Origin of the sequence: Paenibacillus sp. V4I5 (genome assembly GCF_030817255.1) — a bacterium.
Taxonomy (GTDB): Bacteria; Bacillota; Bacilli; order Paenibacillales; family NBRC-103111; genus Paenibacillus_E.
Map to the genome: position 1 here is coordinate 6,651,272 of NZ_JAUSZB010000002.1, position 23,190 is coordinate 6,674,461.

At 42.4% G+C, this 23,190-nt stretch carries 21 protein-coding genes and 1 pseudogene; 20 read left to right on the forward strand and 2 right to left on the reverse strand.

Annotated elements, in window-relative coordinates:
* Nucleotides 1–6: 6 nt before the first annotated feature.
* The 5 genes from QFZ78_RS32470 to QFZ78_RS32490 all read left to right on the forward strand — a co-directional run bounded on the left by QFZ78_RS32470 (nucleotide 7) and on the right by QFZ78_RS32490 (nucleotide 2,912).
* Complete coding sequence (locus QFZ78_RS32470) at nucleotides 7–234, forward strand: DUF896 domain-containing protein (protein ID WP_307553460.1); 228 nt, start codon at nucleotides 7–9, stop codon at nucleotides 232–234.
* Nucleotides 235–358: 124 nt separating this feature from the next.
* The gene (locus QFZ78_RS32475; RefSeq protein WP_307553461.1) at nucleotides 359–1,090 is read left to right on the forward strand and encodes an NADPH-dependent F420 reductase; all 732 of its coding nucleotides are present in this window, start codon (nucleotides 359–361) and stop codon (nucleotides 1,088–1,090) included.
* A gap of 201 nt (nucleotides 1,091–1,291) precedes the next feature.
* Complete coding sequence (locus QFZ78_RS32480) at nucleotides 1,292–1,579, forward strand: hypothetical protein (protein ID WP_307553462.1); 288 nt, start codon at nucleotides 1,292–1,294, stop codon at nucleotides 1,577–1,579.
* A 28-nt stretch (nucleotides 1,580–1,607) separates the two neighbouring features.
* A complete protein-coding gene (locus QFZ78_RS32485) occupies nucleotides 1,608–1,844 on the forward strand; it encodes a hypothetical protein (RefSeq protein ID WP_307553463.1) in 237 nt (78 codons plus the stop codon).
* A 423-nt stretch (nucleotides 1,845–2,267) separates the two neighbouring features.
* Nucleotides 2,268–2,912, forward strand: coding sequence for a DUF4085 family protein (locus QFZ78_RS32490; RefSeq protein ID WP_307553464.1), 645 nt, complete (start codon nucleotides 2,268–2,270; stop codon nucleotides 2,910–2,912).
* 516 nt (nucleotides 2,913–3,428) lie between these two features.
* Here QFZ78_RS32490 and QFZ78_RS32495 read toward each other — a convergent pair.
* Nucleotides 3,429–4,392 (reverse strand): annotated as a pseudogene (locus QFZ78_RS32495) (L-lactate dehydrogenase).
* A 560-nt stretch (nucleotides 4,393–4,952) separates the two neighbouring features.
* Between QFZ78_RS32495 and QFZ78_RS32500 the strand changes: the two are divergent.
* The 15 genes from QFZ78_RS32500 (at nucleotide 4,953) to QFZ78_RS32570 (ending at nucleotide 21,928) form a co-directional block, all read left to right on the forward strand.
* Nucleotides 4,953–6,173 (forward strand): branched-chain amino acid ABC transporter substrate-binding protein, encoded by a 1,221-nt coding sequence (locus QFZ78_RS32500; RefSeq protein WP_307553465.1) that lies wholly within the window; start codon nucleotides 4,953–4,955, stop codon nucleotides 6,171–6,173.
* A gap of 94 nt (nucleotides 6,174–6,267) precedes the next feature.
* Nucleotides 6,268–7,254, forward strand: coding sequence for a branched-chain amino acid ABC transporter permease (locus QFZ78_RS32505; protein ID WP_307553466.1), 987 nt, complete (start codon nucleotides 6,268–6,270; stop codon nucleotides 7,252–7,254).
* A gap of 10 nt (nucleotides 7,255–7,264) precedes the next feature.
* Nucleotides 7,265–8,551: a branched-chain amino acid ABC transporter permease gene (locus QFZ78_RS32510; RefSeq protein WP_307553467.1), complete on the forward strand. Its 1,287-nt coding sequence runs from the start codon at nucleotides 7,265–7,267 to the stop codon at nucleotides 8,549–8,551.
* The gene (locus tag QFZ78_RS32515) at nucleotides 8,548–9,333 is read left to right on the forward strand and encodes an ABC transporter ATP-binding protein (protein WP_307553468.1); all 786 of its coding nucleotides are present in this window, start codon (nucleotides 8,548–8,550) and stop codon (nucleotides 9,331–9,333) included. Before QFZ78_RS32510 ends, QFZ78_RS32515 begins: the two co-directional genes overlap by 4 nt.
* Entirely contained in the window at nucleotides 9,330–10,037 is a 708-nt protein-coding gene (locus QFZ78_RS32520; protein WP_307553469.1) for an ABC transporter ATP-binding protein, read from the forward strand. The genes QFZ78_RS32515 and QFZ78_RS32520 overlap by 4 nt, the downstream gene beginning before the upstream one ends.
* A gap of 63 nt (nucleotides 10,038–10,100) precedes the next feature.
* Entirely contained in the window at nucleotides 10,101–10,985 is an 885-nt protein-coding gene (locus QFZ78_RS32525; RefSeq protein WP_373461150.1) for a DMT family transporter, read from the forward strand.
* A gap of 2,078 nt (nucleotides 10,986–13,063) precedes the next feature.
* On the forward strand, nucleotides 13,064–13,885 hold the full coding sequence (locus QFZ78_RS32530) for a histidine racemase CntK family protein (RefSeq protein ID WP_307553471.1): 822 nt from the start codon (nucleotides 13,064–13,066) through the stop codon (nucleotides 13,883–13,885).
* 37 nt (nucleotides 13,886–13,922) lie between these two features.
* On the forward strand, nucleotides 13,923–14,717 hold the full coding sequence (locus tag QFZ78_RS32535) for an SAM-dependent methyltransferase (RefSeq protein WP_307553472.1): 795 nt from the start codon (nucleotides 13,923–13,925) through the stop codon (nucleotides 14,715–14,717).
* Nucleotides 14,717–16,030 (forward strand): opine metallophore biosynthesis dehydrogenase, encoded by a 1,314-nt coding sequence (locus QFZ78_RS32540; protein ID WP_307553473.1) that lies wholly within the window; start codon nucleotides 14,717–14,719, stop codon nucleotides 16,028–16,030. The genes QFZ78_RS32535 and QFZ78_RS32540 overlap by 1 nt, the downstream gene beginning before the upstream one ends.
* Nucleotides 16,017–16,901 carry a DMT family transporter gene (locus tag QFZ78_RS32545; RefSeq protein ID WP_307553474.1) on the forward strand — a complete coding sequence of 295 codons (885 nt, stop codon included), beginning with the start codon at nucleotides 16,017–16,019 and terminating at the stop codon, nucleotides 16,899–16,901. Before QFZ78_RS32540 ends, QFZ78_RS32545 begins: the two co-directional genes overlap by 14 nt.
* A 45-nt stretch (nucleotides 16,902–16,946) precedes the next feature.
* Nucleotides 16,947–18,599, forward strand: coding sequence for an ABC transporter substrate-binding protein (locus QFZ78_RS32550; protein ID WP_307553475.1), 1,653 nt, complete (start codon nucleotides 16,947–16,949; stop codon nucleotides 18,597–18,599).
* Between the two features lie 87 nt (nucleotides 18,600–18,686).
* Complete coding sequence (locus tag QFZ78_RS32555; RefSeq protein ID WP_307553476.1) at nucleotides 18,687–19,655, forward strand: ABC transporter permease; 969 nt, start codon at nucleotides 18,687–18,689, stop codon at nucleotides 19,653–19,655.
* 1 nt (nucleotide 19,656) lies between these two features.
* Nucleotides 19,657–20,493, forward strand: coding sequence for an ABC transporter permease (locus QFZ78_RS32560; protein WP_307553477.1), 837 nt, complete (start codon nucleotides 19,657–19,659; stop codon nucleotides 20,491–20,493).
* Between the two features lie 11 nt (nucleotides 20,494–20,504).
* Nucleotides 20,505–21,326 carry an ATP-binding cassette domain-containing protein gene (locus QFZ78_RS32565; RefSeq protein ID WP_307553478.1) on the forward strand — a complete coding sequence of 274 codons (822 nt, stop codon included), beginning with the start codon at nucleotides 20,505–20,507 and terminating at the stop codon, nucleotides 21,324–21,326.
* Nucleotides 21,326–21,928 carry an ABC transporter ATP-binding protein gene (locus QFZ78_RS32570; protein ID WP_307553479.1) on the forward strand — a complete coding sequence of 201 codons (603 nt, stop codon included), beginning with the start codon at nucleotides 21,326–21,328 and terminating at the stop codon, nucleotides 21,926–21,928. The genes QFZ78_RS32565 and QFZ78_RS32570 overlap by 1 nt, the downstream gene beginning before the upstream one ends.
* Before the next feature lie 162 nt (nucleotides 21,929–22,090).
* Here QFZ78_RS32570 and QFZ78_RS38675 read toward each other — a convergent pair whose 3' ends face one another.
* Nucleotides 22,091–22,393, reverse strand: a complete 303-nt coding sequence (locus QFZ78_RS38675) for a CobW C-terminal domain-containing protein (RefSeq protein ID WP_373461151.1) — start codon at nucleotides 22,391–22,393, stop codon at nucleotides 22,091–22,093.
* Nucleotides 22,394–23,190 lie beyond the last annotated feature (797 nt).

Genomic DNA, 23,190 nt, shown 5'->3' on the forward strand with positions numbered 1-23,190 from the left:
ACACAAATGATTCCTTTTCTCGACAGAATAAATGAACTGAGCAGAAAACAGGCTAAAGAAGGACTAACGGATATCGAGAAAGTAGAGCAGGCGAAGTTACGGCAAGATTATTTGAAGCTGATTCGTGGGCAGTTCCTCACAACGATGTTAGGGATCTCCGTAGTCGATTCAGAGGGGAATGATGTTACTCCCTTGAAGCTCGTTGATGAGAAGAATCGGGCGGAATTAAATTAACGGGACCTATAGCTCGATCGCCTCTTCAAAAAATACGTTCAATGAAATTTATTTTAGTGAATGTATTCAAATTGCCAATTGAGGCAATTTTAGAATTTGGATGATATTAATTAGGAGGAACGAAATGAGATTTGGAATCATAGGTGCAGGAACAATCGGGTCCATTATTGCAAAAAAACTGGTTAAGAGTGGACATGATGTCAAATTTGCAGATGCTCGCGGGATTGAACGGCTAGAAGGAAAAAAACTTTCGGGAACACCTGTGAGTGTAGAAGAAGTCATTACAAATATCGATGTTCTAATCATATCCATACCTTTCAACGCACTGCCAAGCATTCGCAACGTTATGGATAAAGTTGGGGAGGCGGTAGTCGTTGTTGACACTTCAAATTATTATCCTCAAATAAGCAATAGAATTGAAGAAATTGAGAGCGGCATGGTTGAAAGTGTTTGGGTATTAAATCAATTAGGCAGACCCATTATTAAAGCTTTCAACAATCTTTTAGCCTATACGTTAGAACATGAAGGAACTCCCGAAGGCAGTAGTGGACGCATTGCCATAGCGATTGCCGGTAATGACCTGCTGCAAAAACAAAAAATCATGAATATAGCTAACGAGCTAGGTTTTGACTCAGTAGATAGTGGTTCTTTAAATGATTCATGGAGACAGCAACCAGGAACTCCCGCATACTGCACAGAACTAACCAAAGAGGAATTAACTGAGGCATTAAAAAAAGCAAATAAAGAAAAAGCTCCGTTCCTACGTGATAAGGTGATGGAGAAGCTATTTGCGGCTAATTACGGATATTCACATAAAGAAATTGTTAAGCTAAATAGAGAAATATATAATTCCTAAGTTAGGAGTTCTTATTGGCTAGATGTAATTGACGTTAAACTAAAGGTGAACGATAGCAAAATAATTGTCTCAAACAAGGCTGCCGGTGGATCGGTGGCCTTTTCTCACCTAAAGCGCAGGATAACGGAATACGAAAAGGGTTTTACGCTCTTTCAACGAATACCGAGTATAGGCGGCAACAGACTTTGGGGGAAGATACCTATGAAGTTAATCAGTTGGAAATTTGACGATGAAATTTATGCTCCTAAAGATGAATGGAATTGGGTTGAAGTTACTTTAACATTTGAGGATGGTAGTAAGCGTTGGAGTATCTTATACACTCCTGAACGCCTAAGAAACAATCTTTCTCGACCTGGTATTCACCCACCAGGGTTATTCGTTCCGCACATGATTATTGTTAGAAGCTACGAAACTAATGATGTTGAACTTACACTGAGATATTTGGAAAGTGAAGGGGATTTGTTAATAGCAACTAGACCATTAGAATGATTCCATATTGAAGGATGTGAGTTGGAAATTGCTTAATAAACTCTTCTCGCTTTTCTCAAAGAAGGAAAAAAAGAAAGTTAAATTGCCCATAGTACATTCAGTGGCTGTCTACAAACGTGATACTGGTGGTATGTTTTTGTTTAATCCATTAGCTAAACATCCTACCGGTGGAAGTGCAGCGACTAATAAGACAATCATTTTAGATGAAGAAATAAACCCAGAAACTCTAGGTACAACTTTGAGACAAGCTCTTATACTATCTTAATCTGAACCATCCTGGAGTGAATCCATAAAGGGGGATTTGTGGAAGGACGGACTGGTAAAGAATATGAATCAGTTTGTAAAGAAGTTCTCTTGTGTCGGGGTTACATTTTGGGTAGAAAAAGGGATCTACGAAATTTCTCCAAATAAAAAGTATAAATCATCCGGATATATTTCAGAAAAAAATGATCCTGTGATTGAAATTAGTATTAATTCTAATGAAATAGAACTGGGGCGAACTTTATTATAAGCGTTTAATCACTGTAAGTAATACAAATTCAAGGAGTATAAAATCTTCATTATTTTCAAAGATATTAAACTAACTCAGAACTATAGTTCAACCATAATAGGGAGCAGATTGCCGTGGCGCTCCTCCCTGTCACATTGAAATCACTTTATTTCTTTAAGGAGAGGCGAGAGTAATAAAATGAAATATTTTACTAAAGAATGGTATGAACTGTGTCAAAATACAAGTTTCCATCTAAGTTTAGAGGAAGAAAAGCTCGCTGAAACATTTTCAGAAGAATATTTTCAACAACTTTATAACACAGAGTTAAATAGTTGGCTTAATTTACAAGAAGAAGTTGCTTCTATAATGAAAAACAACGAAACAGTAAATACAAATGATAATAATGAATATGAGCCCTTTAATAGAGATAAGACAATCGAACAATTTCATGACGGTTTCATCTATAATCAAGAGTATTTAAAAAGGGAATTACCAGAAACAATATTAAAACAGATAGCTGATATAAGGGTTTTTACTTTAAATAAAGCAACCCGAACTGTAATAAACGCAGTAACTAAATATTGTGAGGATAATAATAAGTCTGTAAACACAACAATTGAAGATTTTAAAAGATATATGGGGAAAGTCTCCAATACACTTGATAAAGAAATTATTGACCATTTTAGATTTCATGATTGTACGATTACAAACTCAGTACAGGAAGATATGTCCCTAATATTACTCCTTGATAACTCAGGTGGTTTTACAAATATTGATCAAGTCACCTTTAAAAACTTTAATATAATAAAGCAGGAAGGTTCATTGGAAGATTCATTGAACTAACGGAAACGATAGTTCAAACAGACAGCGGCATCTAGGACTTTTCCTCGTCCCAAAGAAGCCATGATATGTATAGTTATGATTATTTCTTTGATAATACGAGTTTGTTAGAGATTAAAAAGTCACTATCTCGAGGGCTAGGCCCTCCCAGCTAAAAATTTCGAAGACATTTATAAAGATTTTGAAGAACATATAGAGACCGATGGATACTTTATTGAGAAATATTAATCATCTTTTGTACCTGAACTATTAGGATGATTATGCTAACAAGACAACGAGAGTTTAATGAAAGCGAAGGGGAGGCGGAAAGTGTTTAGATATGCACAACATGCATGGAATCCAACTCCAGAAGAAATTAATGTATGCAGTCGGCGTATGTGTTGACACCGGATTCGAAGTTTTGGACTTGCGGTTGGATTGGGATGCAGAGTGCATGATGAAAGATTTCCTCCTAGCAGGGCATAGACTTCTTACTATTCGGTACTTGGATAGGATTCCCTTATTGTTCCGTTTTGGGCATCACAAACTGCCGATAATAGACGCTTGGAGAAGGTGCTTACGAATTACGCTACAGGAGTAACTAAGTTTCTCTTGTTCCATATTATCGAGATGTAGCTCAACTACTTCCTTAACTCCTTCTCGAGATATGATGGCAGGAACGCCAATACATACGTTTCTCTCACCGTATTCTCCATCTAAGATCGCGGATACGGCGATAATCTTGTGATCATCATTTAGCACAGATCGAGTGATGAAAGCTAATGCATTGCCGATACCAAAAGAAGTGGATCCTTTAAGGTTGAATATTTCCCATCCAGCCAGTTTGGTCCGTTGCTCCAATTGATCAAGATCGACGAGACCGAATCGATGCGGATGCTGGCTTATGATCTGATGCAGCGGTTTACCGCCAATGGTTACGTGTGACCAAGCCACGAACTGGGAGTCACCATGTTCACCGAGTACATACCCTTGAACGCTCTTCGGTTCGACTGGAAAAATTTCGGTTAAGATCATTTTCAGCCGTGAACTGTCGATGGAGGTGCCTGTTCCGATCACACGATTTCGGGGAAGACCGGATAATTTCCATACGATATATGTAATGATGTCTACAGGATTTGTGGCAACAAGGAAGATTCCGTTAAACCCACTTTGGATGATCGGTTGAATGATATTCTTCATGATATGAATGGAAGATTCCATCAGATCAAGACGGTTCTGATTTTTGTTCATGCTTGCCCCAGGTGTCAGAATCACTACATCTACATCCCCACATTGATCGAAATTGCCCGCAAATACCTTGGTCCGCGATTGAGTGAAGTCCATACAGTGAGACAGGTCTAATGCTTGAGCCAATGCGGTAGTCTGGCGTGCGATTAATAAGCATTAATTCTTCGCAAACGGACTGATTGATTATGGCGTAAGCACAGTTTGAACCAACTAATCCCATCCCGACAATAGCGACTTTTCTCGGTTTCCAAGCCATAGTTTCCGTCCTCCTTCAAACAAATAACGCTTGGTATATTATATATGTTGTTTTGGTTGTACTATGTGACTAAACATGACGCAAAACCACGATTTTCGGTTGATAAGTAATGTTTTCTGACATGGACATCCGGTCTTTGTTGGAAATGAAATTGTAAAACCTCCGAGGTCCTGTCAAAGATCAGAAGCATGCTTTTTGGCTGGGTGGCGTTAAGCTAATCTTCTTTGTCAGCCAGATCTTGTGGCTGGACTTTTTTTTGTTTTTGAGAAATCTTTTAATTCCTAATTTTGGAATAATAGGATGAACATGTGTGTAACTGATAAAAACATTACTTAATATGTTATTAAATATAACATAAAAAGAATGAATTCATAGAATATATCTAATTTGTGTCAGGTATATTGACATAAATTTCCGATTTCATTATTATAATTATGTAAGGTTCATGTTATTGAAAATGCCGATTGAGTAGTTTTGTATGAATTTCGTCTCTGATCCGAAGTTCTGAATGCTGCAATATCGGTATTTTTGCGTACCAAACTATCTGAGGAGGTTGTTTCATGATTTTGAAGAAAGTGGCTCTTATGATCTCAGTATCAGCACTTGCCATGGGTTTGTTGGCAGGGTGCGGAACAAGCACAAGTACAAGCACAAATTCAACTACAGAAACGACTAAACCTAGCAGCGCAGTCACTAAGAGCGTTATCAAGATTGCGACCCAGTCCCCTTTGTCAGGAGGCAGCGCCGTTCAAGGTGAAGCTATTAAGCTAGGTGCTCAGATGTCTTTGGATGACCATAAAGTGGAATTTGACAAGCTGGGTTTTGAACTGCAGCTGGTCCCTTATGACGACCAAGCAGATCCAAAGAAAGGCGTTGCCAATGCCGAGATCATCAGTGCTGATCAATCGATTCTCGGAATCGTCGGACATATGAACTCAGGCGTAGCTATACCTTCCTCAGTCGTATACGAGAAGAACAATATTGTCATGGTTTCGCCGTCCAATACGGCAACGGAGGTAACCGACCGTAATCTGAAGGTCGTGAACCGAATTGTTGCGAGGGATGATTTCCAAGGTCCTGCGGCTGCTGATTATGCGTTTAAAACAGTGAAAGCCAAAAATATTTTCGTCATTCAAGACAAAACAGCCTACGGTCAAGGCTTGGCAGAAGCGTTTAAAGACGCGGCCACGAAGCAAGGGGCAACCATTGTCGGTTATGAGGGGATTACAATAGGTGAGAAGGATTTCAACGGGGTGCTTAACATTGCGCTTAGCAAGAAACCGGACTTTGTCTTCTTCGGAGGATTATATGCCGAAGGCGGACTGCTTATCAAACAAGCACGCGACAAAGGAATTACGGCTCCTTTCATGGGTGCAGACGGGTGGGACACGCAAGGTCTGGTTGATGTAGCCGGTGATAAAGTAAAAGACGCCTTGTACGCTTCCATCTCAACTGATATTACAAAAACGCCGGATGGCATGAAGTGGGCCGATCAGTATAAATCTAAATTTGGCAAAGCTCCTGACGGTTACTCAGCTTACGCATATGACTGTATGACCATTATTCTAAATGGCATTAAAACTGCGAGCAGCGCAGACGGTGGAAAAGTACCTGTCCGCGAAAAAGTTCGTGATGCGGTGCGCGCCACCAAAGACTTCCAAGGTGTTGCCACGAAGGTTTCCTTTGATGGCAAAGGCGACAATACATACGCAAAAGTATTTATCTACAAATTTGAAGGTCCGAAATATCCGGGTACCATGATTTCTGAAGTAGGGAAGTAAACCTAATTTCAACATCATTCAACTTAAAGTAAGAGGTATGTGCTTTATGGATATACCTCTTTACGGTTTATTCACCTGCGAAAGGAGAAGCTTCATGATCCTAAACATCCTGCACTCACTCCCCCAAGTATTGATCGACGGGCTTGCTTTAGGAGCTATTTATGCGGTCGTTGCCTTAGGATATACCATGGTATACGGTATTCTCGAATTGATCAATTTTGCACACGGCGAGATTTTTATGACTGGGGCATTCGTCGGGACAGGGGTATTGTTCCTTTTTCAATCTACAGGGTGGCTTAGTGGTATGCCGGGATGGGTTGCATACGTTCTAATCCTTGCTATCGCCATGCTGTTTACGGGATTGTTGGGGGTGGGAATTGAACGAATTGCTTATAAGCCTCTCCGAAAAGCGCCCAAGCTGATTTCACTTATCTCTGCGATTGGTGTTTCCTTCGTGGTTCAAGATCTCGTTCGCTTTATATCCGAATTGAGAACAGGAAACTACATCATAAGCGGTATTACGTTGTTCGATAAAAATGTGACTATCGGCACTTCTTCTCTTGGATCATGGCTCGGAGATGCTTCTTTGAAAACCAATACGATCATCATTATCGTAGTGGCTGTATTGTTGATGATCTCCCTTGATTTTTTTATCAATCGTACCAAATGGGGAGTGGCCATGCGGGCGGTAGCGCAAGATCGTGAAACGGCTTCATTGATGTCAATTAATGTGAATAAAATCATTATTCTGACCTTTTTCATCGGTTCAGCTTTAGGCGGGGCTACAGGGGTTTTGTTTGCGCAGCAGTATGGTACGATCGATCCATTTATCGGCTATATATTAGGGTTGAAAGCCTTCACGGCAGCTGTGCTTGGAGGTATAGGAAACATTCGGGGTGCCATGTTTGGTGGACTGGTCATTGGGTTATTAGAGATGTTCGCTTCTTCTAATCTTGGCTTACTGACGAACGGCAGCTTCGGTTCGGAGTATAAAGATGTGTTTGCCTTTATGATTTTAATCATCGTATTGATATTCAAACCCGAAGGTCTGTTTGGCAAAGCCGTCAAAGAGAAAGTGTAGGTGACCCATTATGGATAAAATAAAGCAGGCATTAGCGCAAAACTCGAAAATGCAAGCACGGATACTTGTCCTTCTCGTCTCGGTTACAGCACTAAGTGTATATATGACGGCTAAATCGGTCATTGCCTTTTTATTATTGCTGGCATCCTTGCTTTTGCTTTACTACACTTCATTTTCAAATAAAGTCAAATGGATTATCGGCGGAGTCATGCTAATTCTAGTTATTCCGTTTGCTTCATCGGGAGGTCCCGCCTATGAATCTTATATGGAAGTTGCAACGCAGAGCGGGATTTATATCGCGATGGCGCTCGGGCTGAATATCGTGGTCGGTTTTGCAGGGCTTCTGGATTTGGGTTTTGTCGCTTTTTTCGCGATTGGAGCTTATACGTATGGCATCTTCTCTACCGCTCAGGCGAATCACTTCATCCCAGGTGATTTGTTTCCTATTTCGGGCTCTGCGTTTTGGCTGTTTATTTTTGTAGGCGGCTTTATGGCTGCACTGTTCGGGGTCATTCTCGGCCTGCCTGTCCTTAGGGTGAAAGGAGATTATCTCGCTATCGTGACATTGGGCTTCGGGGAAATGATCCGCATCATCTTCAACAACCTGGAGAAGCCAGTTAACATTACGAACGGCGCTAAGGGCATATCGTCGATCAAGCCTCCAAATCTTTTCGGATTTGAATTTACGCATCCTCATCAATTTTATTTCATTGTGATAGCGATCTTGGCTTTTGTGATTTTCGGAGTAAAGAGATTTGAACATTCTCGAATGGGTCGTTCCTGGAAGGCAGTTCGGGAGAATGAAATTGCCGCACAATCCATGGGGGTTCCGTTAATTCGCACGAAGTTGACAGCGTTCGCTGTGGGAGCTTCCTTCTCCGGGATGATGGGAGTCGTCTTTGCAGCCAAACAAACGTTTATTGATCCTTCCAGCTTCACATTACTTGAGTCCATTACGATTTTGGTCATGGTTGTATTAGGAGGAATGGGGAGTGTTCCTGGCGTTATACTTGGAGCTGCACTTATTACGATTCTCAACCTGCAGGTGCTTACGGAATTTACTAATTGGTTAAATCAATTAACACTGCAAGGCGTAGTCCACATTCCATTTGCCTTATCTCCATCCAAGATGCAGAGGTTTATTTTTGGAGCCATTCTGATCCTCTTTGCCGTCTTTAGGCCAAACGGATTGATTTCGGTGAAAAATCGCAGAGTGAACGAAAAGCTGATTCAGGAACGAATTTCATCAGCTTCCGTACAGAAAGTAAATCCTCAAAGCGGAGGGATCGCCCAATGACCGTTTTGCGTGTTAATAATTTGGTCAAACGATTTGGCGGATTGGTTGCCGTTAACGGAGTTCAATTTGAGTTTCAAAAAGGTGAAATTTCCGCTGTTATCGGTCCGAATGGTGCCGGGAAAACGACTTTTTTCAATATAATCACCGGTATTTATGCGCCTGATGAAGGTGAAATCGAATTGGAAGGTAAATCGATTGTGAAGGTTAAGCCGGATCGAATTACAGAAAAGGGCATAGCCCGGACCTTTCAAAATATTAGACTGTTTGGAAATATGACGGTTCTTGAAAATGTGATGGTCGGCATGCATATTCATTTAAAAGGCGGAATATTAAGCACTTTACTAGGACTTACTAAGATTCGACTTGAGGAACAAAATGCGATGGATGAAGCATACCGACTATTGCAATATGTTGGTCTCGAGCCTCATCTCAATGAAAATGCAAACAGCCTTTCTTACGGAGCGCAAAGGCGGCTTGAAATCGCGAGAGCGCTAGCGGTTAAACCAAAAGTACTACTGCTGGATGAACCCGCCGCAGGAATGAATCCGCGTGAAACAAAAGAACTAACCGAGCTTATTCGAAGCATTCAACAGGAGCTGGACGTATCGATCATATTGATTGAGCACGATATGAAACTCGTCATGGAGATTTCTGATCGCATTCTAGTTCTGGATCACGGTGAAAAGATAGCTGAAGGATCCCCATATGAGATTCGTTCGAATCCGCGTGTGATCGAAGCCTATTTAGGTAAAAGTGCCCTAGGTCAAGAGGTGAAATCATGAGCTTACTGCAGCTTCAAGAGGTCCAGGCTTACTATGGAGGTATCCAAGCATTAAAGGGAATCTCACTTCATGTGAATGAAGGGGAAATAGTCACGTTGATCGGTTGCAACGGAGCGGGAAAATCCACAGCACTTAAATCCATTTGCGGTCAGGTGAAAACGAAAGGCTCCATTTTATTTGATAAGCGTGATATTTCGGCTTGGCCACCTCATCAAACGGCGATGGAAGGCATTGCTCATGTCCCGGAGGGCCGGCGCATATTCCCAAGGCTAACTGTTAAGGAGAATTTGGAGATGGGCGCATTTTCAGTTAAAGATAAAAAAGTGATAAAAGAGCGTATGGAACAGTCATTCGATTACTTTCCACGTTTGAGAGAACGCTTGCACCAAGCAGGCGGCACCATGAGTGGCGGCGAACAACAAATGCTTGCCATAGCCCGTGCGCTCATGATGAAACCTAAGCTATTGCTGCTCGACGAACCATCGATGGGATTGGCTCCCGTCATCGTGGATCAAATCTTTGAAATTATTCAGGAGATGAACCGAACAGGGATGACGATTCTGCTCGTAGAACAAAACGCATACCAAGCGCTGCAAATCGCCCATCGCGGTTATGTCATACAGACCGGTGAATTTATTCTGGAGGATGACGCAAAAAAATTGCTTGTCAACGATCAAGTAAAAGAAGCTTATCTGGCAGGATGAAATCATTTCTTCCGATGCTTTATGGCATTATGGCATCCTTTTTTTTTTTCATTTTCTTTCATCATGAACCGGTCTATGGAGCTGTCCGGCGGATATTGGGTATGGAGCGCTTCGCTTCGTTTTCTATTCATGTTTCCTATCCTATTGTTGATTGTCTGGAATAGGGGGAATCTCCGGGCCTTGCTTTTTGATATGAGAAAGCAGTTAGGAGTATGGATGGGCTGGAGCATGGTAGGATTCGGATTATTTTATGTACCGCTGTGTTTTTCCGCTGCCTACGGACCTGGGTGGTTGATTGCAGCTACCTGGCAGGTAACCATTATTGCGGGTTCATTACTTACTCCATTATTCAGCAAGGTAATAGTAACAAAGAGTGGGCCTATTAGGATAAAGGAAAAAACCCCGTTAAGAGGTCTGTTGATTTCTCTCATCATCTTATTTGGGGTAATTGTTATACAGACGGATCATGACGGCCACCTCTCCATAAAAGACGCGCTTTTAGGCGTGGTGCCTGTTCTTCTAGCAGCTTTTGCTTATCCGCTTGGCAATCGTAAGATGATGGAGGTTTGCGGAGGACGGCTGGATACCTACCAGCGTGTTCTTGGCATGACACTGGCCAGCCTTCCGTTATGGATATTGCTTTCTCTCTGTGCTTTGGTTCATGCTGGCGTACCGAGCGCAGGGCAAATCGGCCAATCTGCTCTTGTAGCCGTTTGTTCGGGAGTCGTTGCAACCGTTCTTTTTTTCAAAGCGACAGAAATGGTAAAAAGATCCGCACATCAACTGGCTGCTGTAGAAGCGACTCAAGCCGGAGAAATCATTTTTACAGTCATTGGCGAATTAGTGATACTCGATGCGGCATTTCCTTCTAGTCTGTCTTGGACAGGTATTCTTGGTGTCGTAACCGGGATGATCGTTCATAGTTTAATGTCGAAGAAAGGTAAATAGATTCAAATGAAATGGAGATCGGTTCTCCATTTTTTGTGAATTAACGAAAGTATTAGCTTTCGGGATAGGTTCAGTTGTTCGAAAGCATTAAAAAACAAGTGATCACTCTGGGGTAACCATAATTACTTGTGAGAAAAAAGATTTAAGTATTTCGGGTTAGGTGACTAACTAACGAAAAACGATAGTAGAATGAATGCAGCGTAATCCAGTTCGTTTAAGTTTAAGGGGGCTGGTTTTTTCAGTACATAAGATAAGTTATGTGTTGAAAAGTGTCATTGACCTAAGGTGTTTTTCTGCCAAGAGTGGAAATTTTTCTTCTGTGCTCTTAGAGTAGCAAGATTAGACTACTGTATTAGGTGCAAAAGTTGCGTTAATTATTTGATAAGATTGCTGCTGTATATAGCGAAAAAATAAAAATTTTGGACATTCGATAACCGACCATCCTCAAGCAATACCGATCCGTAGTCCGGGAAGCCAAGGAACGCAATCTCAGCTATGAATACAGAATCGAGAAATTTCCTTTGAAGAAACTAGGGGTCACTAGTTTCTTCTCTTTCAGTTTTTTTCCATTCGCGCCATCTCAAATGAGGGAAAGGTGAATCAAATGCGAGCAGACCAAAATCAAATCGACGAAACAAAACAAGATATGAACAACGCTTGCTCGATCAATAAGGACGCTCATCTTACCAAGAAAGTTTCGCAAAAGCTTGGTGAATTTAATAATGGGAGTATCTTCTGTTGAATGCCTACAAGTAAATGTTGATGCCGTCTTCGATTCACCCCTATCATTCGACTGATCTCTCTTTGAGATCATCCTTCTCGGTAATTCATCAGGATAATATTCTGTTTCTGGATCAAGTTGATCATCTCTCCCGAACCCACATCGTCTAATTGACTCTGTGGTTATATAGGTTTAAGTGGGGGAGTTTTAAATGATTACGCTGGCGTACTTTTAGTTAACAGATACAGGCCGCATCGATAAGAAGAGACTTGGCCGCACATTATATACGAATTATAACGAAAGTACTTACTCTGGTTGAAGACGGTGTAAACCTTATGATCGACAGGACTTGTCTAAGAGTAAATAAATTCAACAAACGAGAGAAATCTAATTAGAAATTTGCCCAAGGAGGGGGTGCACCAATATTTTAACGAAAATAATACTGTGAATCGTTCGGCGTTACCTGTTTTCCAATTTTTCTACATATCTTTCGGTTCCATTCAAGCTAATATAATCGCCGTCCTTGATAAGTACCTAGCATTATCAATTCCAATTTTCGAGCGGTGGGTTCGGCATGAGCGAGCAATGAGACTCTACTGTTTTCCCGTCCACGTAAGTGGCTATGATGGTGTATGATAACCCCACTGAGCAGAATAAAGAACTGCAGCGATATGTCGATAAGTATGTTAGAAATTTAATGACGTAACTTGGCATAGGCAGCGCGGGGTAAAGAAACAACTTATTATTAATAACTGGAGCTGCCGGCATTTCGCCAGCATCTCTTTTATATTGTTTTTTGACAGAGAGAAAAACCGTACAAATTCTTGTCTTTTATAGATAGTTTATTCTTGTCCTCGATGAAGGAATATTAACTAAAACAGAGAGGCTATGGAGGGCAAATCTCGTATGATTCCATTAAACTAACGCAGAACGATAGTTCAATCATTGCAGCGGCAGTCTCAGACTTTATTTACAGTCTAAGACTGCCGCTGCGTCTCTGTGTGGTTCAGACTAATACTTATTTCTCAAAAGCTGAATATTTTCCATCTCCAAAACCGCGTCAAATCAACAACTCTAGTCTAATACTTTATTTTTTTCGAACAAGTAAAAACTAAAAAAGAAATTATTGACAATATTAATCGTTATCGTTACGATTAATCCAACGTTAATAGTATTATTTACTATTAACAGATACCTAGTCTTTCGTACTTTTTGTAACTTGCAAAACGAAAAGAGGGATATTATATGTCAAGAACTCTATGACGATTAACATTACTCAGACAAGAGAATAGGTTATTTTCTGTATATGAATTTCCATATTCATAGTCCCTTACGAAATTGAGGTGCGAAACGCAGGATGGAAGTCAAGTTTATAAAAACAAATCCTACTCAGAATATGACCATTCTTGTGGAAAGCCTCCACACCAGAGAAATGTACAATCGAATGGCTTCCAGTATGATGGCCTATGATCACGTTTTTGCCGAACAGGTAGGATTTATTGAATCTTCGGAAAGTGATACGGCATGGGCAAGACTTCAAATGATGGCTGGAGAGTTCTGCGGAAATGCAACCATGTCTTTGGCTGCAGTCATGGCGTGGAAAAAGAATTTGCAACCTGGAAACCGTTTGGAAGTTCCCTTGGAAGTATCTGGGACGAACGAGCTTCTGGTATGTGAGGTTACAGCGCAGCAGACCGGTTATCTTTGTAAGTTGGATATGCCACTTCCTCTATCTATACATAAAAAAACGATAAATTACAGAGATGTCAACGTTCCGACTACGATTATAAGATATCAAGGAATTGTTCATGCTGTAGTTCATGTGCCTAATTTCGATAGCTACTCTCGAGAAATGGCACAGATTATTGTAAAATCTCCTGAGCTGTTGCAAGGTGAGGCTGCATCAGGAGTTATGCTGTACCGAAGGCAAAGCAATGAGATAGAACCTCTGGTTTATATACCCGATACGGATACCATGATATGGGAGCGGGGGTGCGGTTCAGGCACAGCTTCATTAGGTGCATGTGTGGCCCATGAAATCCAAAGAGACATCCATATGGAAATTAAGCAGCCAGGCGGCATGATTGAAGTTTGGGCCCACTATCAAGAAGACCAGATGACCGGTCTAGCTATTCAAGGGCATGTGGATATATCTGCTGTAGGAACAGCTTTTGTCTAAATTGGGACAATATAAATGATTGATGGAGGAACATAGGATGAACGATCAAACTGCGTTGATTCATCAACTGGACACTTTTCTATCCGAATTCGGACAACTGAATATTACGCATAAACAAGATGGAAATAACTATGACGAAATGGAAAAGAAAATAGGCGAATTTACAGCTTTTATATTGGATAAAAAGAATGAAGAGACTTGGGAACAAATCGAACGCCAAAACGATGTTGATTTAGCGAAGCGAGTAGCAGAACTTAGAGAGCAGTCCGCCTATTGCGTATGGGCAATGGAAAAATATAGAGCGATTGAATTGCAAAAGGAAAGACAAGGTATCGCCGATTACTTTCACAATATAGAAGCCTGTATCGAAACCGAGTTTGGTAGTTTTGAGATCACTTCTGATTCTAAAGTGCTCATGATCGGAGCAGGAGCGTTCCCGATGACTCCTTTATTAATCGCAAATACAACGGGAGCAGAAGTCGTGGGCATAGATATTGACCCGGAAGCTATTTATTTGGCAAAAACGGTTGTTAACAGGCTCGGAGAAAACGCTAAAATCACGATTGAAGCTTCCACGATAGATCAAATGACCTTTACCCGGGAGGCTACACATATCGTATTTGCTTCCACGATAAAAGAGAAGTTTGATCTCTTAACGCAGCTGTACCCATTGACAAACAAGGATGTTGTTGTTGCTATGCGATATGGCAACAGTTTTAAATCTTTGTTTAATTACCCCTTACAGGATATAGACAGCTCACTTTGGAAGATAGTGAAGCAGGTATCACAGCCAGACCATGTGTTTGATGTTGCTTTATACAAAAAGGGGTGATGAGCTTGCAACGGGTACTGATATTGGGAACCGGTTCAGCGGCGGTACAAATTGGGGTTAATCTAAAAAATAAGCTATGGTGCCATTTAGGAATTGCTGGCAGATCGTCGGCGCGATCAGAAAAATTTTTTAATGAATTGCGTGAAAATAATAATAAAGTGCGGGTACATGTACAAAACAAGGAACATCATGCGATGTCCGGTGAATGCATTCTCGATGATACATTTGCAGAGTATCAGGCGGTTAGCGGCATATGGGATACGATCATCTTATCGGTTACAAATGACGCCTATATTAGTGTGATCAAGCAATTAGATGTGGCTCTTTTGAAACATGTGCAATGTGTTGTCTTGGTTTCGCCAACAATAGGCTCAAACAGACTGTTCAGCAATTTTTTACAACGAAACGGCTGTTCGGCTGAAGTCATTAGTTTATCTACGTATTATGCAGCAACCAAAGGAACGAATGGTCAGAACTCTGCTGTTGAAGTGTTGACAAAAGCAGTAAAAAAGAAAATATACATAGGCTCTTCAAGTAAAAATTCGGAAGCATGCGGAAAGTTATCGGATATGCTTCAGCAGTTGGGTGTTACAGTTGAACAAATGAGAAATCCCTATGAAGCGGAGAGCCGAAATATCTCCATCTATGTGCATACGCCGATATTTATGAACGAGTTTGCTCTGGATTTTATATTTGGGGGAGAAGATCAAACAGTTAAATATGCATACAAGTTTTATCCGGAAGGTCCGATTACACAATATGTCATGCGCGACTTGCTGGAGCAATGGACAGAAATCACAGGGATCTTGCAGGCTTTTAACGTAGAACGTTTTAATCTTCTTCAATTTATGAATGATGACACGTATCCCGTAAGACCTCAAAGCTTGTCGCGGGATGATATTGAAAATTTCACCTCATTTGATGCGATTAAGCAGGAATATTTATTATACATAAGATATGCGTCTTTATTAATAGATCCATTTTCAACTCCGGATGCGGAGGGCAGGTATTTTGACTTTTCTGCCGTACCCATTCACAAGGTATACCAAAATCAGGAAGGCTATTGGTGCGTTCCCAGAGTTCCCAATGAAGACTATTACAGGTTGAAACTATTACAGGGCATAGCGCAAAATCTAACGTTGTCGACGCCAACTATAGATACAATGATCGAGCGATATGAACAAAAACTGAAACAATTTGCGCAACAGCATAAAGAGGACTTGTTATCTGATGATTTCGTTCCTAAGTGTTTGGATGAAGAGGTCGCATTAATATGTAATGAGGGAAATATAAATCAACATGAACTTCATTAAAAACCATGCAGCCATTAGCGGTATTGTGTATGCCATGTCCTCCAGCTTAATTTTCAGTATCATGAATGCGTTTGTCAAAGCGACAGCGGCATCTATTCCATCCAATGAAATTGTTTTTTTTAGGAGTGTAATTGGAACGGTCATAATTCTGTATCTGATGAAAAAAGACAAGGTGAAATTTTCAAAATCGGGTATTCCGATGCTGGCTTTACGAGGATGCTGCGGAGCCCTCTACATGATCTTTTATTTTTACACGATTGCGAATATCCCTTTATTGGATGCCATCGTGCTTATCAATACATCGCTGATCTTTACGATGCTGCTTTCGCGCTTATTCTTAAAAGAAAAGATTCAGCCAAAAGTGTATCTCATCATGCCAATTGTTATTGTTGGCGCATTGTTTACTATTAAACCTTTCGGATATTCCACCTATTCTGTTGTTGCATTGCTGGGGATTGTGGCGGCTGTTTTTTCTGCTGGAGCAGGAATTTGTATCCGATTTTTGAGCCGAAAGCACCATGCCTATGAAATTATCTTTTATTTTATGGTAACTGCCACAGTGGTCTCCATTCCTCTCATGTGGAACGAGTTTGTTTCGCCGAATGCCATGGAATGGTTTTATCTGATCTGTATTGGTGTGGTTTCGTTAATGGCACAAATTTTCCTGACCAAAGCATTTACGCATGAAAATGCTGTTGTGGTAGAAATCGTGCGTTATATCGGCATTGCCTTCAATGCATTTTGGGGATTTGCTTTTTGGATGGAAATACCAGATGTATTCTCCATCATTGGCACAATCTTGATTGTGGCGGGGTGCGTTGCTATGACAAAAGTAAAGAAAGGAATTAACAAGCCTAAGCTAATGGAATGAAAAGAGGAATAATCGTTGGCAATCATCCTACTATGGAGGTATCGCATGGAAGAAAATAGAAAAAAATTCATAAAAAAGTGGAATTTATCGCATTTAGCATTAGCATTGTCATTGCTTTTGTTATTGACAGGTTGTACAACTAGTTCTCCGGTATCTGATAACTCATCCAGTTCACCGAACTCGACTACAGTTAAAGAGGATTTGGTATTAGCTGTAGGTAAAATGGACGGCGGACAGTTCGATCCTAAGAAGGGCTGGGGAATGACACAAATTCGTCTGACCCACAGCTCACTACTCGCAATCGATTCGGACCTTAACTTTATTGGGGATCTCGCGAAATCTTATAAAATCAGTGACGATGGCCTTACGTGGACGTTCCCGCTGCGTGATGATGCCAAATTCTCCAACGGTGAGCCGGTGACTCCGGAGGATGTCAAATTTACATACGAAATGCTCAAGAAGGACGGAATCAAATTTGATTTGACGTTCGTTAAGTCGGTCGAAGTTGCAGCCGGTAATACAATTGTCATCACGATCAACAAACCGCGTTCGACTTTTGTTAGCCAACTGACGGAGATCGGCATTGTTCCGAAAGCGCACTACAATGACATCTACTCCAAAAATCCAATTGGCTCCGGCCCCTATAAAGTGGTTCAGTACGACGATGGGCAGCAAGTAATTATGGAATATAATTCCTATTGGTACGGTAAGAAGCCCCAGTTCAAAAAACTGACCTTCCTGCTTCTCCAAGAGGATGCGGCCCTAGCAGCCGCAAAGGCCGGCAAAGCTGATATTGTCTATGTTCCACCGACATTCGCTAAGCAAAAGGTGGATGGCATGACGCTTCGTGCCTATGAGAGTATTGACTCCCGTGGGATCATGTTGCCCACACAGCCTAGCGGCGGCAAGGGCATGACCAATGGTAAAGAAGTCAAGACTGGAAATGATGTAACCAGCGATGTCGCTATTCGCAAAGCGCTCAATATCGGACTGAACCGTCAGAAGCTTCTTGATGTGGCGTTGGATGGTTATGGTAAAAATGCATATTGCTTATGTGATAATTTGCCATGGTTTAACGAGAAAACCGTTGTAAAAGACGGCGACATTCAGGGAGCAAAAAAAATCCTTGAAGGTGGAGGTTGGGTGGATACCAACAAGGATGGGATTTTGGAAAAAGAAGGTCGCAAAGCAGAGTTTGACCTCTATTTCAGTTCCAATGATCAGCTTCGTAGCGACCTTTCTCTGGCTCTTGCCGATCAGGCGACTGAACTCGGTATCAAGATCAACACCATTGGCGCTACCTGGGATGAGATCTATCTCAAAGGCAAGACGGCAGCTGTAACATGGGGAGGTGGAAGGCATCACCCGTATCAGCTGTACACGATGAATGCCTCGAGTGAAATCGATAAGGGTATTAACAATATGGCAAATTACCGGAATCCGAAGGTTGACGAGTATTTAAATCAAGCCCTTACGGCTTCCACACAGGAAGAGGCGAATAAATACTGGAAGCTTGCTCAATGGGACGGACAAACTGGCTTCAGCGGAATTGGAGATGCTCCGATTGTTTGGCTGCTGCGTGTGGACCACTTGTACCTGGCAAATGAAAAGCTAGGTCTCGGCAAGCAACCGATTCACTCGCATGGTCATGAATGGGCATTGTTTGGCAATATAACGGAATGGACATGGAAAAACTGATTCACTGAATATGACGGGATATAGGGAGTTTTCAGCGGCTCTCCGCTTCTGAGAACTCCCTTTGCTTGTGTGGAAAGGAGAGTTAACGTGGCAAGAAGCATTACTATTCGTCTGATTCGTGTTGTCACTTTGCTGATCGGATTATCCATTTTGACCTTCTCCCTCATTCATCTATCACCGATGGATCCGATCAATGCTTATATCGCAGGGGACAGCTCGGCGTCGCCGGAACAAATTGAAAAAATTAAAGAATACTGGGGCGTGGACAAAAGCCCGGTAGAACAATACTTTTCCTGGGCAGGGGCGATGCTGCAAGGTAACTTTGGAACATCAAAGCTTTATCGCAGTCCTGTTATTGATATTATCAAAAGTCGGTTTTTAACATCACTTGCCTTAATGGGTACGGCCTGGGTCTTATCAGGCATTATTGGATATATACTGGGTATGATCGCTGCCGTGAATCGGGGTAAGACAACGGATAAAATCATTAAATGGTACAGCTACACGCTGGTGTCCACTCCGATCTTCTGGATGGGACTCCTTCTGTTAATTGTCTTTGCTGTCTGGCTCAAATGGTTTCCAGTAGGCTTGGCTGTACCCCCCGGGGTGTTGGAGAGTGACGTGCAGTTCATAGATCGGGTTCGGCATTTCGTGTTACCGGCTTTGACATTAAGCATTCTAGGGGTTGCCAATGTAGCGATGCACACCCGCGAGAAAATGATTGATATCCTAAACACAGAGTACGTCATCTTTGCGAAGGCAAGGGGCGAGAGCAAGTGGCAGATCATTACTAATCATGGCTTTCGGAACTCCATCATTCCCGCCATTTCCCTGCAATTTGCCTACTTCGGCGAGCTTTTCGGAGGCTCTATGCTGGCGGAGCAAGTATTTGCGTATCCGGGACTTGGCAGTACCTTGACCACTGCGGGGTTACGAGGTGACCTACCCTTAATGGTGGGCATTATTCTAATTAGCTCCTTGTTTGTATTTGCTGGGAATCTGATTGCGGATATTTTGAATAAGGTTGTAGATCCGCGTATGAGGGGGGAGAGATAAGATGCTGAGCTTACAAAAAGGGCTGAATGTACGAAAAAAAATGGTTCTATTACTTGCAATTTCTTCTAGTTTTCTAGTGGCCATTCTGATTCTCAGCTTTTTGCTGAGCAATGACAATCTCCGTCTGAGTACGGCGAGCAAAAACCTTGCTCCAAGTCTTGAACATCTCTTCGGCACGGACTGGCTGGGACGGGATATGTTCACGCGGACCATCAAAGGACTTCGTCTTTCACTATCAGTTGGAGCGTTTGCCTCCTTGCTCAGCGTGCTAATCGCAACCGTGTTGGGAATTTGTGCGGCCACCTTTGGCAAAGCAGTAGATGCTGCGATATCCTGGGTTATCGATTTGTTTATAGGAATGCCTCATCTTGTTTTCATGGTTTTGATTTGCTTCATCGTAGGTGGCGGCATTTATGGCATTGTACTCGGCATTTCTCTGACGCATTGGACAACGCTCGCTAGAATCGTACGCTCTGAGGTGCTTCAAATTAAAAACGCGGAATACATCCAAATATCCAAAAGCTATGGGAAATCCACGTGGCATATCGCAAGAAAACATATCATGCCCTCGATTTTTCCTCAAATTATGATTGGCTTTCTATTGATGTTTCCTCATGTAATTTTGCATGAAGCCGCTCTTACCTTCCTGGGATTCGGTCTTTCTCCACAAACTCCGGCCATCGGTATTATTCTATCGGAAGCAATGAGCCATATCTCTACAGGAAAATGGTGGCTGGTGGTTTTTCCGGGAGTGCTGTTAGTTATCATCATTAAAAGTTTTGACAATATTGGTGAGCAGCTTCGAATTTTGATGGAGCCGGCCAGTTCAAATGAATAGGGGGATTCCTCGTGAGTAACACACAGAAAAAACTGTTATTGCAGGTGGAAAACCTGTCCATTGGCTTCACTCAATATGTTAAGGGGACTGAGCAACGCGTGATCCGGCCTATATCTGATTTGCAGGTCGACATCCATGAAGGGGAAATCGTTGCTGTCGTAGGGGCCAGCGGCTCAGGTAAAAGCCTGCTAGCCCACGCTGTTCTAGGGATACTGCCTGGCAATGCCATTTGTGAAGGAGAAATCCGATACCGTGGTGAAACGATGACAGATGAACGAAAAGCGAAGCTGAGGGGGCGAGAAATTTCATTTATTCCCCAATCGGTCAATTATCTCGATCCGTTGATGACCGTGGGTAAGCAGGTTCAGATTGGCTTGGACAAAAACGAGGCGACAAGGGTACAGCAAGCTTTGTTTCAGCAGTATGGTCTGAAGAAAAGTGATGGCAAGTTATATCCCCACGAGCTTTCTGGAGGCATGCTGCGCAGAGTATTGTTTGCAACCAGCGTTCGAAAGGGGGTACGGCTGGTCATAGCCGATGAGCCCACGCCCGGGATTCACCCGGCGCTACTTGCTGAAATATTAAAGCAGTTGGAGCAGTTTGCCAAAGAAGGCGCTGGCGTCATGCTGATTACGCACGATTTGATGTCGGCATTAGAAATCGCAGACCGGGTAGCTGTAATCAGGGATGGCAGAACGATCGAAATCTCAGATGCTGAGGCTTTTGAAGGCAAGGGCGAACGCTTGAAAAATGAGTATACCCAAAGGTTGTGGAGGGCGTTGCCGCAAAATGATTTTGATTTGGAATTTCAGGGGAAGGGAGGGCTTACATAATGCCTCTAACTGGGGAAAATCTAGGTTACCATTATCAAAAGGATCGATGGATTTTTAAGGATATAAACATTTCTGTCGCGCCAGGCGAGGTGCTTGGTTTATCCGGTTACAGCGGATGCGGTAAAACCACGTTGGCCAGAGTGTTGGCCGGGTATATCTCACCCAAAACAGGCCGAGTAACGTTAGGCGAAAAGGCTTTGGAACAGGGGACTTTTCGCCCGGTACAATTGATTTACCAGCACCCAGAAAAGGCGATTAACCCCAAGTGGAGAATGCGGGACGTTTTGACCGAATCCTATAAGCCCTCGCAGGACATTCTGGATGCTTTCGGAATAAGGGAGGAATGGATGAATCGCTGGCCCATTGAGCTTTCTGGTGGTGAGCAGCAGCGCTTCTGCATTGTCCGGGCTCTAAATCCCGCCACAAGATATATTATTGCCGACGAGATGACCACCATGCTGGATGCTATTACCCAGGCAAAAATTTGGAATGCGTTTCTGAGCATCTGCAAAAGCAGAGACATAGGCGTTATCGTGGTCAGCCATGAGACCAGTCTTTTGAATCGGTTGTGTGATAACCTTTATAAGGTAGGCGAACAGTGAAGAAACGAGTAGTGATAACTTGCATTGAATTGTTATAGTTGCCCAAAGATGAATGAAAACGTAAGGGAAGCCAAGGGGCAAGCACTTCAAAGAAACATAAATGAAAAAACATAGCAAAACCCTGTCATCATGCTTAGGACAGGGTTTTTGAAGTTAATATGTCTACCCTACATACTCGATTGAAATTGACCCGTACCGTTGGTTCCATTCTTTGCTCAGTCGATCGATGTCTAGCTCGATACCAATAAATACGAAATATGGATCACCTGAATATGTACTTGGTTCACAGTTCATTCTTTTGGCCACATATTGCATAAGTAAAATCTGGCTTTTTCCCGCGAAATTCAAATACCCTTTCGCACGGAGTAAGGAAGTGTCCCATTTTCTGAGAAAACGCTCCATTGCGTCTTTAGAAATAGGTTTGGTTGGTAGGGAAGTGCCATCGTCTGAACACGAGAATAGGATTTTTCATTGTTCTCCATACATCGTGATGATGCTCCTCAGTGCTCTTGCCCCCAACTTTAACCTTTAAGACTCGATGTGGTTTAAAGGTTTGCTCTTTTTTCTCAAGCGGCTCGATGCCACCACAACCAGAAGCAGAACATCAATTAGACCCAGAATATGAGGATCAATACGAAGGGCACGATTCAAAAAAAGTTTTGGTATTCAAAATGAAAGAAACAAATAAAGTGTATTAGAGTGAAAATTATCAAGACCTTGGTTGAGAAAAATTTTCCGGACTGAGGAAAAATAGCATTATTCGAGGATCGATCGTTAAGCTAACGGGCAGTGCGCGCCTAGCCAAGCTAGGCACAACTTACTGATGCAAGTTCAGTCGGGGTAAGGTCCAAGCCACCCCGTAGCTAGCAGGCATACGTCGGCGAAATCTGGCGGCTGAAGCCCTGTGAAAAGTCGCGGTTTACGCGATGAAGCAAATCTGCAGGCCGTAATGAAAATGAATCCTACCGCATCGTGAAAGTGAACCCGAAAGGGACAAGAGGGAGCCGAGCCACGACTGCCCCGGCGAAGGCCATGGAACGCGCGAAGATTTTGGAATGCAGCGCAGAAGAACCCTCCGGTGTAAAGGGAGCGGCATGCAGAGACAGTTGTGTCTGGAACTAGGGAGACCCTCCCCCGCACGAAGTTTTTTTTTTTCGTAACGAGCAAACCTATAAGCCCCAAAGGTGAAATGGCAAGCTGCGGGAAGGGAGTCGGAGGGGGCCATACTACCAATGATCCGGCGGACAACATAACCCCGGGGA

Excerpts from the sequence above, each read along its gene's own strand:
- QFZ78_RS32470 (WP_307553460.1), top strand. The coding sequence starts at position 7 with ATGATTCCTTTTCTCGACAGAATAAATGAACTGAGCAGAAAACAGGCT.
- QFZ78_RS32475 (WP_307553461.1), top strand. The coding sequence starts at position 359 with ATGAGATTTGGAATCATAGGTGCAGGAACAATCGGGTCCATTATTGCA.
- QFZ78_RS32480 (WP_307553462.1), top strand. The coding sequence starts at position 1,292 with ATGAAGTTAATCAGTTGGAAATTTGACGATGAAATTTATGCTCCTAAA.
- QFZ78_RS32490 (WP_307553464.1), top strand. The coding sequence starts at position 2,268 with ATGAAATATTTTACTAAAGAATGGTATGAACTGTGTCAAAATACAAGT.
- QFZ78_RS32500 (WP_307553465.1), top strand. The coding sequence starts at position 4,953 with ATGATTTTGAAGAAAGTGGCTCTTATGATCTCAGTATCAGCACTTGCC.
- QFZ78_RS32505 (WP_307553466.1), top strand. The coding sequence starts at position 6,268 with ATGATCCTAAACATCCTGCACTCACTCCCCCAAGTATTGATCGACGGG.
- QFZ78_RS32510 (WP_307553467.1), top strand. The coding sequence starts at position 7,265 with ATGGATAAAATAAAGCAGGCATTAGCGCAAAACTCGAAAATGCAAGCA.
- QFZ78_RS32515 (WP_307553468.1), top strand. The coding sequence starts at position 8,548 with ATGACCGTTTTGCGTGTTAATAATTTGGTCAAACGATTTGGCGGATTG.
- QFZ78_RS32520 (WP_307553469.1), top strand. The coding sequence starts at position 9,330 with ATGAGCTTACTGCAGCTTCAAGAGGTCCAGGCTTACTATGGAGGTATC.
- QFZ78_RS32525 (WP_373461150.1), top strand. The coding sequence starts at position 10,101 with ATGAACCGGTCTATGGAGCTGTCCGGCGGATATTGGGTATGGAGCGCT.
- QFZ78_RS32530 (WP_307553471.1), top strand. The coding sequence starts at position 13,064 with ATGGAAGTCAAGTTTATAAAAACAAATCCTACTCAGAATATGACCATT.
- QFZ78_RS32535 (WP_307553472.1), top strand. The coding sequence starts at position 13,923 with ATGAACGATCAAACTGCGTTGATTCATCAACTGGACACTTTTCTATCC.
- QFZ78_RS32540 (WP_307553473.1), top strand. The coding sequence starts at position 14,717 with ATGAGCTTGCAACGGGTACTGATATTGGGAACCGGTTCAGCGGCGGTA.
- QFZ78_RS32545 (WP_307553474.1), top strand. The coding sequence starts at position 16,017 with ATGAACTTCATTAAAAACCATGCAGCCATTAGCGGTATTGTGTATGCC.
- QFZ78_RS32550 (WP_307553475.1), top strand. The coding sequence starts at position 16,947 with ATGGAAGAAAATAGAAAAAAATTCATAAAAAAGTGGAATTTATCGCAT.
- QFZ78_RS32560 (WP_307553477.1), top strand. The coding sequence starts at position 19,657 with ATGCTGAGCTTACAAAAAGGGCTGAATGTACGAAAAAAAATGGTTCTA.
- QFZ78_RS32570 (WP_307553479.1), top strand. The coding sequence starts at position 21,326 with ATGCCTCTAACTGGGGAAAATCTAGGTTACCATTATCAAAAGGATCGA.